Source organism: Paraburkholderia oxyphila NBRC 105797 (genome assembly GCF_000685075.1).
Lineage (GTDB): Bacteria > Pseudomonadota > Gammaproteobacteria > Burkholderiales > Burkholderiaceae > Paraburkholderia > Paraburkholderia oxyphila.
The window spans coordinates 1-10805 of the sequence record NZ_BAYD01000189.1 but is presented as its reverse complement, the minus strand read 5'-3'; the positions used below and the strand labels follow the sequence as shown (position 1 = coordinate 10805).

Sequence of the window (10805 nt, the reverse complement as noted above, 5' to 3'; positions counted from 1 at the left end):
AGCCGAACGTATAGCTGGCGCCCAGGGTGCGGCCGATCATCCCCAGCGTCGAGGGCAACGGCGATACGGAGGGGCCCGTATTGCCGTTGTAGTAGGCTGCAAATACACCCAGCCCGCTCCAGTGGTACGAAAGGTTGGCCGAATACGCACGCCCCGCCTGGAAGTCTCCCGCCACTCCACCCAGCGCATACATCAGACTGCCTTGAAAACCCGCCAGAACCGGACTCGTGTAGGTCACCGCATTGGCGCTGAAGATGCCGGTGACGACCGTATTGTTGATGAACGGCACGAGGGAGCTACCGAGCTGCGACATATTGCGCGGATCGAGCGCGTATACCGCATCGAAGAACGGTGAATACTGCAGACCAGCTCGCACCGTACCGAAGTTGCCTCGCAGACCGACCCATGCCTGACGTCCGAAAAAGTTTCCGTTCGAATCGTTGAAACCCCCGTTGGCGATGTTGATGCCGCTTTCAAGTTTGAACTCGGCATGCAAACCGCCGCCGAGATCCTCATCTCCCTTCAGGCCAAACAGCGATGGCATCTGGCCACTGTCGGTAAAACCGAAGAATTTGCCGCCATTGCCGCCCGTGGCATTCTGGGTCTTGCTCAGATACAGCACGCCGGCGTCGACGATGCCGTACAGCGTCACACTACTCTGTGCTTGCGCCGCGACGGCGAAGCACAGGGCCGAACCAGCCAGCGCCGTTTTCACAAGCTTCTTTTGCATATTCAACCTTTGTCTCCGTATTTCATCTATATCTAAAAACTGCGCGGGTATGGATGTCCCGCCTTTAAAGCGTGACGGCCGGCGTTTCGACCTGTAGATCACGACGCAGCACGACAGGCGCACCGCCATGCAACTTCTTGTTGACCCAAGCCGATAATGCGGAGTCCATATAGTCCGCATGCCCGGGGAACCAGTCGATCAACGCCTGAGCAAGTCGCCTGACGTCCGTTAATCCGACGTCGCCGACCGCCGCCAATGCGTTCACCTGCTGTACCGCATCGAGCACCTTTTGATGCTCGTCCAGATGACACTCCATGGCCGGGAAGTCGGTCTTCTTCATCCACTCGTGCTCGGTCGCGAAGTGGGACAGCAGATGTGCCTCCACGGCCTGCAGGCGGACCAATGCAGTCTGCCGGGTGCATTCCCGCAAGGCCATGACCACTTCGACGAATTCCTTATGGGCATCGTCGATCGGCGCATGCCCAAGCAGCATCGCACTGCTCCATTCAAGCTTGTCGACTACGGCGCGCGGCGGGTGCTGCGCAGGGTGTGGACGGTGTTCGACCTGTTGACTCATCGTTTGCGTTCCCACTTCATGTCTCCTGCCGAGCCTTACTTGCGGTCAGCGCCAATCAGGATCGCGGCCATCACGGCCGGCTCCTCGCTGCTATTTCGCCATGCATGGCGGGTACCGTTCTGAATCACGATATCGCCCGCCTTCAGATGGCGTACCTGACCATCGTCGAGTTCGAGCGTCAGTTCGCCGGCCAGGATGATGTCGTAGTCCACCGAGGTGGTGCGATGGAAGCCCGAGCCATCGGGCTCGAAGCATTCAGCCAGGCCTGGCAGATTCGCCGCGTACTCGGCACCCGCAGCAGCCGGATCGAAATCCGGCGTGGTCATCACGCTGTCGGGAGGAAATTGCACGATCATGAAACGCGTGCCGTGCGGGTCGGGAATCACCGAATCCAGGCTGACCACAGGATCGCCGCCGGCATGCGGCAGCGAGGCGACACCCTGAAGGGTCGCCCACACTTGCGTGGTCTCGAAACCTGGAACCGCCGCATAGGCATGCCGCATTTCCGCTTGACCATCTGACAGGACTACTGATTTACCGTCCTTCTCGCCGGTCACGATACGTCTCACCATGGCGTTCTCCTTGATATCCGTGGAATGGGTTATTGGCAGATCACGACGTTGACAAAGCCGCCCGCGCGCTTTTCCGCATCCGACAATGCTTCATTGGCCTGATCAAGCGGGTAGCGGTGGTGCTCGAACATGTCGAGTTCAAGCGTGCCGGCCGCGATCATGTTCGCGAGATCCTGCCCCTCCCCCACCGTGAACCACACAGAGCCGATCAGGCTGATTGCCGAGCACATCATCTCGTGCATATTGATCGGCAACGGATCCGTCATCGAACCGATCTCGACCAGTTTTCCGCCGCGACGCAAGGTGCCGATCGCGTCGCGCGTGACCTGGTGCGGCGAGCCCGGCCCGATGGCGTCGATCACGACATCGACACCCATGCCCTCTGTTTCCTGGTGAGCCCATTCAGCCATCGACCCTGTTCCATAGGAGAACGTACGGATGCGACGAGGATCGAGTGCCTGAACACGTGCCAGCAGCGCTTCGTTGCGCGCCACGCACAAGATGCGGGTCGCCCCCATGGCACGCGCAATCTGCGTGGCGCCAAGTCCCAGCGTGCCGGTTGCCCCGACGATCAACACCGTGCGCCCCGCACGGACACCACCCTTGCGCAAACCGGCATACGCCGTGCCGAGGTAACCAAATCGCGCAGCCGTCTCAAAGCTCACCGCTTCGGGCAGCTTGACCAGGCCATCGGCGGGCGCCGTCGCGTACTCGCAAAAGCCGCCATACGGATATTGCTCGTAGATCTTTTTCGATTTCGGGCCAAAGCCGAAGTAGCCCTGGAACGTATACGCCTCGCAATGGATCGGCTCTCCGACACGGCATGCATGGCACGAACCGCACGAACGTCCCGGATTGATATAGACGCGGTCGCCCGGCGTCAGCCCTGTCACCGCACTGCCGACCTCCGCCACGACACCCGCAGTATCGAGGCCATAGATTGCCGGCAGGTCCGGCACCGTGAGATAGGCGCGGTCGCCGTAATGGCTCATCACGTTGCGCAGATTCGGCACCACGCCGGACGCTTTCACCTGAACCAGCACATCGGTCGGGCGCAGCAGCCTGGGGCGGGGGATCGTGTCAAGGACAAAACGTCCGCTTGAATCATGAACACGCATGGCGCGCATGGATTGGGTTGTACTCATTGGGTGTCTCCTGTTGTTTGATTGGGGTAAATCCTCATCGGTGCCGGGTGCTCCGACCTGCCCGGAGTCTTCACATGCCCTCGGGATAAACCCCGACGCCACTTGTGCCCCTGCTTGCGGAAGAACCTCACCGCATCGCTGCCAACGCCGTCCAGCAAGGCTTTTCGACAGGCTTCTTTTATATGATCAATAGATTTCTCATTGAACATGCCTCGCACATTGATTGAACACAAATTGACTGTCAATTTATTTTTTCGTAGTCTTCGCCACAGCCTCGAACATGAACCGCGTCAGCGGACGTGTTCAGCTGTCCGGAAACAGGCGCTCGTCGCCAGCTACGAAGCGCCGCCCAATCGATAAAAGTCAGGAGATACACGTCATGAGCGATACGCCCATCGTCCGCCGTCGCAGCAGCGGCCCGCGTCTGAACGACATCAGCGATTCACGCGTCAACGACGCCAAGGTCCAAAGTCAGTACCAGCCGTACAAGGACGCTGCCTGGGGTTTCGTCAACCACTGGTATCCGGCGCTGTTCAGCAACGAACTCGCCGAGGATGCGGTCGAAGGCATCCAGATCTGCGGTATCCCCATCGTTCTGCGCCGCGTCGACGGCAAGATCTATGCACTGAGGGACCAGTGCGTGCACCGAGGCGTGCGTATGTCGGCCAAGCCGATGTGCCTGACCAGGGACACCATCAGTTGCTGGTATCACGGCTTCACGTTCGACCTCAAGGACGGCAAGCTCTCGACCATCGCAGGCAATCCCGATGACAAGCTGATCGGCACCACCGGCGTGACGACCTACCCGGTTGAAGAAGTGGCCGGCATGATCTTCGTGTTCGTGCGCGAAGACGACTTCCCGCTCGAAGAGGTGCCGCCGCTCTCCGAAGACCTGCCGATCCGCTTCCCGGACAACGACGAGCGCTTCCCGCACCCGCTGTGGCCTTCGGCCCCGAGCCTGCTCGACAAGGACGTGGTCGTGCGCGGCATGCACCGCACCGGCTTCGCCAACTGGCGTATCGCCTGCGAGAACGGCTTCGATAACGCCCACATCCTCGTTCACAAGGACAACGCGATCATTCACGCCAAGGACTGGGTGCTGCCGCTCGGCATCGTGCCGACCGCGGACGACTGCATTGCCACCGTCGAGGACGAGAACGGTCCGAAGGGTCTCGTGCAGTGGCTGTTCACCGAGAAGTGGAACCCCGTTCTCAAGAACGAGAAGGTCGGCCTCGAGATCGACAACCCGGTGGCCCGTCCGTACCGCACCTCGGTGTTCCTGCCGGGCGTGCTGATGGTTGAGAACTGGCCGGAAGAGCATGTCGTGCAGTACGAGTGGTACGTGCCGATCACCGACGACACCTACGAATACTGGGAAGTGCTGGTGCGCGTGTGCCCGACCGAAAAGGAGCGCAAGGCTTTCGACTACCGCTTCGAACACTTCTACAAGCCGCTGTGCCTGCACGGCTTCAACGACTGCGACCTGTATGCGCGCGAAGCGATGCACGACTTTTACGCCGATGGAACGGGTTGGGACAACGAACAGCTGGTAGCCACCGATGTTTCGCCGATCACGTGGCGCAAGGTGGCCTCACGCTGGAACCGCGGCATCGCCAAGCCGGGCCGTGGTGTCGACGGCGCGATCAAGGCGGGCAGCATCCGCATGAAGCGCACTGCCGAAGGCAAGGCGCCGGCCTACTTCGTCGAGAAGATCGAAGAAGAGAATTAATCCAGCTTGTACTGAGGACTCCGTATGTCATCCACTCATCATGTCACTCTGAAGTTCCGCGACGGAAAGGAGACATCGGTTGCCGTACAGCAGGGCGAGAGCGTGCTCGATGCCGCTCTCGCCGCCGGAGTTCCGGTCCTCCACCAGTGCCGCTCTGGCTCGTGCTCGAGCTGCACGGGCCGTCTGGTGGAAGGCCGGGCCGGCATGCGCGCCGGTGCGAGTTCGACCTTGCTGAAGAGCGAATTCGACGCCGGCGAGCGCCTGTTGTGCCTGACCGAACCCCAAACCGACTGCACGATATCGCTCAACTACGAGAGCGATGTCGGCGCGACCGGCGCTGTCAAGGCGCATGCCTTCGTCGATAGTATCGAGAAGATCGCCACCAATGTCGTGCGCGTCACCCTCGAACTGGCCGAAGGCGCGTGGCTCGACTTCCGTCCGGGCCAGTTCATTCAGGTGCGCGTGCCGGGCACCGACGTGACGCGCAGCTACTCGCCGTCCAGCACCTCGGCCGATCTGCCGAAAATCGAACTGATGGTGCGCCTGCTCGAGGACGGTGTGATGTCGTCGTGGCTCGAGAACGAGGCGCAGCCCGACGACGTGCTCGAGATCGAAGGCCCGTTCGGCAACTTCTATCTGCGCGAAAAAGTGCCTGCGCCGCACATCATGGTGGCCGGCGGCACCGGACTCGCACCAATCCTGTCGATGATCGACACGATCCGCCGCAAGCCGGGACGCAAACCGCCCGTACTCCTGAGTTTTGGCTGTGCGACGCCCGATCAGCTGTTCGGCATCGACGATATCGCACTGCGCAAGCATTGGCTGCCCCAACTCGATGCGCGCATTTCGGTCGACCGCGGTGATGGCAGCGACTACCTGATCGGCAATCCGGTCGATGCGCTGCGCGCCGACGACGTGCTGCATGCCGATGCCGTCGCCTATCTGTGCGGCCCGCCGCGGATGATCGAAGCGGCCACGCACCGGCTCACCGAGCTCGGCCTGCGACCGGAAAACATTTACGCCGAACAGTTTTCGCCGTCGAACTGACCGCGATCCCGACTCCTGAGACTAGCCGTGCTGACAACGACACCATTACCCTTCTCCGCCGCACAGCAGACCTGGTACGAGCGTGCCTGCGCAAAGCTCGATCCGCGTCGCCTGCAACAGCTGCTCTACGAACTGACCAACATCCACAGTCCAACCGGCGCGGCCCGCGAGGCCAGCGAATTCATGGCCCGCCATCTTGGCAATATCGGCATGAACGCCAGCTACCGCCGCATGAACGAGCGCACCGGCAACGTGGTGGGTGAAAAGCGCGGCAGCGGCGGCGGCGCCTCGCTGATGCTGTATGCGCCGATCGATACGCACCTTGAAGGCGACGAGAGCGATAGTCCCTGGGTCGGGCCCACCGACCCGGTCGATCTGAAACCCCGGGCACGCATGGACGGCGACTGGGTGTTCGGGCTTGGCGCGTCGAATCCGAAGGGCATGATCGCCACACTGACCGAGGTCGCGAACGCGCTGATCGAAGCCGATGTGCCGCTGACGGGCGACCTGCTGGTCGCGATGGCCGACGGCGGAATGCCGGTCGACGTGGCTGCGCGCGATCAGGCGGGCATGTCGTCCGGTGTCACGCATCTGCTGAGCCGCGGTGTGGCGCCGGACTTCGCAATCGTGATGAAACCGTGGAACTGGGTCTATCACGAGGAGCCGGGCATGGGCTGGTTCAAGGTCAAGGTCAAGGGCACGCTGGGCTATGCCGGTGTGCCGCGCGGCACACCAGGCTTCCGCAGCTCGGTGGTGCCGGCCGCGCAGGTCGTTCTTGAACTCGAGCAGTGGCTGATCGAGTACGCCGAACGCAATACCTCGGGCGTAGTCAAGCCACATGGCTGGATCGCGGGTGTCCAGGGTGGCTGGCCCGAGCGACCGGCCTTCCCCTCGGCGGTCACGGAAATTTTCTTCGATGTGCGTATCAATCCGCGCACGAGCCCGGGAGAGGTCAAGGCACAGTTCGCAACGTTCATGGCGGGACTGCAGGCGCGCCACCCCGATTTCGATCTGGACTGGGAAATGTACGGCTCGGTGCCGGGCGGAACCACCTCGCCCGACAACTGGATCGTCCAGTCTGCGCGACGCGGCTGGGAGCACATCGAACAGCGCACGCACCCCACGCCTGACTATCTGGGCGGCCAGACCGACGGCGCCGCGCTGCGACGTTTCGGCATCCCGACCGCGCGGATCGGCTGGCCGTGGCCCGCCGAGGGTTCGCCCGAGCCGCTCGCCGAAGGCCTGGGCGGCATGGGCGCCACCTATATCCCGGATCTGATGCCGTGTGCCCGAAAGATCATGTACGCGGTGATCGACACGCTGACCCGTCCGCGCGCGGAACTCGGCCTTTAAACCTCCAGTCCGGAGTTTCATCCGATCATGTCACATTCTGATCTGCACTATCTGGACATCGGCACGCTCGCGCAGATGATTCGCTCTCGAGACGTTTCGCCGGTCGAAGTCACCGAGGCGATGCTCGAACGCATCGAGCGTCTCGACCCGATGCTGCACAGCTATGCGCGGGTGATGCGCGAACAGGCGCTGGCCGACGCCAGAGAAGCCGAGCGCAAGGTCATGGCGGGCGAGGCGGTCGGCCCGCTGCACGGCATCCCGCTCGGCATCAAGGATTTATTCTGGGTGGCCGGTGCGCCCACCGCAGCAGGCACGACCATTCACAAAGACTTCGTCCCGACAGAAGACGCGACTGTGGTCCGGCGGCTGCGCGAAGCCGGCGCCGTCGTGCTGGGCAAGCTGCAGATGACCGAGGGTGCATTTGCTACGCACCACCCGAGCGTCGCGGAACCCGTCAACCCGTGGGGGGCCAACCACTGGGCCGGTGCATCGTCGAGCGGCTCGGGCGTGGCCACGGCCGCCGGTCTTTGCTACGGCGCGCTCGGCACCGATAGCGGCGGTTCGATCCGTTTTCCGTCGGCCGCCAACGGCCTCACCGGCATCAAACCAACCTGGGGACGAGTCAGCCGTCATGGCGCCTTCGAACTGGGTGCCAGCCTCGATCACGTCGGACCCATGGCGCGCAATGCGGCCGATGCCGCGCTGATGCTCGGCGTGATCGCGGGCTACGATTCGCTCGACCCGACCTCATTGCCGCAAGAGCACCTCGCATTGCCCGAACCGGCCGGGGACCTGCGCGGCCTGCGCATTGGCATCGATCCGACCTGGAATACCGAGGGCACCGATACGGTCATCGTCGAGGCGCTCGAGCACGTGCTCAAGGTGCTTCTGGATCTCGGCGCCGAGATTCGCGAGGTGCGCTTCCCGGCGGTCCGCACGGTGGTGGACGAATGGCAGGAAGATTGCGGCGTACAAGTCGCGCTCGCGCACGCCGACACCTTTCCGCGCCTGGCCTCGGAGTACGGTCCGGCATTGACCCGCCTGATCGAGTTAGGGCACGAGACCAGCGCCGCGCGCTATCAGCGGGTGCTGTTGAATCGTGCAGCGCTGCGCGGCAGGGTCAACAAGGTGATGAGCGAGATCGATCTGCTGGTCGCACCCGTGCAGCCGTTTGCGGCGCCGACGCACGAGCAACTCGGGGCGCTGGCACAGGACCCGGATCTCAATGCACGCCTGATCCAGTTCACCGCGCCGTTCAATTCGACGGGGCACCCGAGCATGGCGCTGCCGTGCGGCCTGACCTCCACAGGCATGCCGATCGGCTTCCAGTTCATCGCGCCACACGGCGGCGAAGCCGCGCTGTGCCGCGCAGGCATGGCGTTTCAGCGCGCCACCCAGTGGCACAACGCACATCCGGGCATCTGAACCGCCGCCGGAGGACTCGGCGCCGCAGACAACGCGCGTCAGTCCTCCGCTGCCTTGCGCGTCTTGCGAGCGGGTTTGGGTTTGGGTGCCGTTTCGACGATCTGCGGCGTGATGGTCGCTGAATCGCGCGCCGCCTCTTCGTAAATACCCGTGAGCAGCGACATGAAGCGCGCGCCCTTTTCAAACTTCTCCTCGACATCGGCAATTTCCTCGAGGCGCTTGACGAGGATTTCCTGGCGGACCTTGTAATATTCGTCAGTGAGCTTGACGCCCAGTTCGCTCGCCACGTACGAGTACGTTTTGCCGTTGTTGTCCTTGTGCTTTTCGATCAGGCCAGCCGATTCGAGCTTTCTGAGGCTGTACTGGATGTTGGGAATGTCATCCCGGTTCATCAGACGCGCGATCGTCGCGCTGTTCTTGGGCCGCTCCTGCATGCGGATGACGTGCAGGATGACGTGCTCCTGATACTTGATGTCGACGTCTGCCGCGATCGTGATCATGCCCGTCGTTAGCACGAAGCGTGAAAACGCCTCGTAAAAGCGTATCAGCGACCACTCGAATTCGGTCGCCTGGTACTCCATTTCCGACTTTGCGAGATGCCACCCGCGATAGAATTTTGGTTCCATTTCTCGATCCGAATAACGATACGCCCCGCCTGCCCGGTCCCCACATATCCGTTGGATAGGGCTTTCACTCCCATCAGTCATGTTTGGGCAAAACGGCAACCGTCAGGCGATATTAAATCGATCATCCACTGATTTGCGATCGATAGTTTATCAATCATTCGGTCTCGGGGCGCGGTTTCAGCAACAAGCGCGTATTCCATCAGGTCCGGGCTCATCCGCCTCTTTGGCCGCGGCGGCCAAGGGCCAACAGTTCGCGTCCGGCTTTACAGGAAATTATGCCAACACCATAATTATGGCCATCACATAATTTTCCCCAAAAACCATGAGCTTCACCTTCCACCGTACCGAGCTGGCTGCGGCCATGGCTCATCAACTCCTCCACCCCGGCCCGCTCGACCAGACGCTGCAGTCCGGGCTCTTCATTTCGGGCCCCCGGCGCGTCGGCAAGACAACCTTTCTCAAGTACGACTTGATCCCCGAGCTCGAGAAACAGGGCGCGATCGTCATCTACGTCGACCTCTGGGCACAACCCCAGGCCAACCCGGCTGATCTCGTCATTGCAGAGATTCGCAAAACGCTGCAGGACCTGAGCACATCGCAGTCTGCCCTGCTTTCCAGACTGAAAGCCCTCTCTCACATCGAGGTGGGCGCTGGCGGCTTCAAGTTTGGCGTCAAGCTGGACCAGCTCGGGAAACCGAATGGTGCGCCGCTCGCCGAGGCCATCACGGAACTGGTCGATGAGGCCCGCGCCAACGTCGTCCTGATCATCGACGAAGTCCAGCACACCCTGGGCACGACGCAAGGCAGCGATCTGTTGTTCGCGCTGAAGGCAGCCCGCGAAGCGGTCAACAAGCGCCTCGATACGCCTGGCCGGTTCATCTTCATCGGCACCGGGTCTCATCGTGCCCAGGTGCAGGAGCTGGTCGTTCGTGGAAACCAGGCATTCCAGGGCGCCGAGTCGCGCGAATTCCCGGTGCTCGGGGCCGACTACGTCCAGTTCATGCTGGAGCAGATCCGGCCGCAGCTTCTGGAGATGACCCCCTCGCTACCGGTGGCGACCGCGGCATTCGAGCAGCTTGGCTCAAAGCCGGAGGAGATCACCAAGGCGTTCCAGGCACTGCGCGCCGCCGATCGCAGCGTTCCAGCGGATACGCAGCTACCCATCATCGTCAACGCCCTGAAGGTGTCGGCCGGCGACATCGAGCTCGCCCGACTCGAGCAACTCGGCAGCCTGCCGGGCGAAGTGTTTTCGCGGATCTGCGCAGCGAAGGACACCGCCAAAGGCTTGTACTCCGCAAAGGCACTCGAAGACTACAGCAAGGCACTGGGGCGGGAAGTGACGTCGACCGAGGTCCAAACCGCTCTTGCCGCACTGTCGGACGCCAACCTTGTCATGCGCAAGGATCACGGACGCTACGAAGTCACCGACCCATTTGTGAAGCAGGCGCGCAAGGACCAGTTACTCATGCTAGCGCCAGACCCGGACCTCATCAGCCAGCAGTCCACCGGATGAGCAGGATTCCTGCCAATTGGCGAGCAAGCCCGGTTCCCAACCGTGCACTGCCCGTCGGCGTGGCTGTTCGATGCGGCGGGCGGCGGTC

Annotated in this window: 10 protein-coding genes; 5 read left to right on the top strand and 5 right to left on the bottom strand. The window is 62.2% G+C overall.

The genetic code is table 11. The features are described 5' to 3' along the window. The 4 genes from BO1_RS47070 to BO1_RS47055 all read right to left on the bottom strand — a co-directional run. On the bottom strand, nucleotides 1-730 hold a 730-nt coding region (locus BO1_RS47070; protein ID WP_043289113.1), incomplete at its 3' end, for a porin. A 64-nt stretch (nucleotides 731-794) separates the two neighbouring features. Continuing rightward, entirely contained in the window at nucleotides 795-1307 is a 513-nt protein-coding gene (locus BO1_RS47065) for a bacteriohemerythrin (protein ID WP_028223518.1), read from the bottom strand. 35 nt (nucleotides 1308-1342) lie between these two features. Next, nucleotides 1343-1879, bottom strand: a complete 537-nt coding sequence (locus tag BO1_RS47060) for a cupin domain-containing protein (protein WP_028223517.1) — start codon at nucleotides 1877-1879, stop codon at nucleotides 1343-1345. A gap of 29 nt (nucleotides 1880-1908) precedes the next feature. Beyond that, nucleotides 1909-3006 (bottom strand): alcohol dehydrogenase catalytic domain-containing protein, encoded by a 1098-nt coding sequence (locus tag BO1_RS47055; protein WP_028223516.1) that lies wholly within the window; start codon nucleotides 3004-3006, stop codon nucleotides 1909-1911. A 397-nt stretch (nucleotides 3007-3403) separates the two neighbouring features. On the opposite strand from BO1_RS47055, the gene BO1_RS47050 reads away from it, so the two are divergent. Genes BO1_RS47050 through BO1_RS47035 form a run of 4 tightly spaced genes read left to right on the top strand, consistent with a single transcriptional unit; the run spans nucleotide 3404 to nucleotide 8578 of the window. Then, entirely contained in the window at nucleotides 3404-4753 is a 1350-nt protein-coding gene (locus BO1_RS47050) for a Rieske 2Fe-2S domain-containing protein (RefSeq protein WP_028223515.1), read from the top strand. 24 nt (nucleotides 4754-4777) lie between these two features. Then, a complete protein-coding gene (locus BO1_RS47045; RefSeq protein ID WP_028223514.1) occupies nucleotides 4778-5800 on the top strand; it encodes a ring-hydroxylating dioxygenase ferredoxin reductase family protein in 1023 nt (340 codons plus the stop codon). A gap of 27 nt (nucleotides 5801-5827) precedes the next feature. Beyond that, the gene (locus tag BO1_RS47040) at nucleotides 5828-7153 is read left to right on the top strand and encodes a M20 family metallopeptidase (RefSeq protein WP_028223513.1); all 1326 of its coding nucleotides are present in this window, start codon (nucleotides 5828-5830) and stop codon (nucleotides 7151-7153) included. A 27-nt stretch (nucleotides 7154-7180) separates the two neighbouring features. Beyond that, entirely contained in the window at nucleotides 7181-8578 is a 1398-nt protein-coding gene (locus BO1_RS47035; protein ID WP_028223512.1) for an amidase, read from the top strand. 38 nt (nucleotides 8579-8616) lie between these two features. Here BO1_RS47035 and BO1_RS47030 read toward each other — a convergent pair whose 3' ends face one another. Then, entirely contained in the window at nucleotides 8617-9204 is a 588-nt protein-coding gene (locus BO1_RS47030; protein WP_028223511.1) for a winged helix DNA-binding protein, read from the bottom strand. A 322-nt stretch (nucleotides 9205-9526) separates the two neighbouring features. Between BO1_RS47030 and BO1_RS47025 the strand changes: the two genes are divergently transcribed. Continuing rightward, nucleotides 9527-10717, top strand: coding sequence for an AAA family ATPase (locus BO1_RS47025; RefSeq protein ID WP_028223510.1), 1191 nt, complete (start codon nucleotides 9527-9529; stop codon nucleotides 10715-10717). Nucleotides 10718-10805 lie beyond the last annotated feature (88 nt).

Bases quoted from the DNA above. Each gene is read 5' to 3' on its own strand.
- BO1_RS47045 (WP_028223514.1), top strand. From the start codon at position 4,778: ATGTCATCCACTCATCATGTCACTCTGAAGTTCCGCGACGGAAAGGAG.
- BO1_RS47055 (WP_028223516.1), bottom strand. From the start codon at position 3,006: ATGCGCGCCATGCGTGTTCATGATTCAAGCGGACGTTTTGTCCTTGAC.
- BO1_RS47050 (WP_028223515.1), top strand. From the start codon at position 3,404: ATGAGCGATACGCCCATCGTCCGCCGTCGCAGCAGCGGCCCGCGTCTG.
- BO1_RS47035 (WP_028223512.1), top strand. From the start codon at position 7,181: ATGTCACATTCTGATCTGCACTATCTGGACATCGGCACGCTCGCGCAG.
- BO1_RS47060 (WP_028223517.1), bottom strand. From the start codon at position 1,879: ATGGTGAGACGTATCGTGACCGGCGAGAAGGACGGTAAATCAGTAGTC.
- BO1_RS47030 (WP_028223511.1), bottom strand. From the start codon at position 9,204: ATGGAACCAAAATTCTATCGCGGGTGGCATCTCGCAAAGTCGGAAATG.
- BO1_RS47025 (WP_028223510.1), top strand. From the start codon at position 9,527: ATGAGCTTCACCTTCCACCGTACCGAGCTGGCTGCGGCCATGGCTCAT.
- BO1_RS47065 (WP_028223518.1), bottom strand. From the start codon at position 1,307: ATGAGTCAACAGGTCGAACACCGTCCACACCCTGCGCAGCACCCGCCG.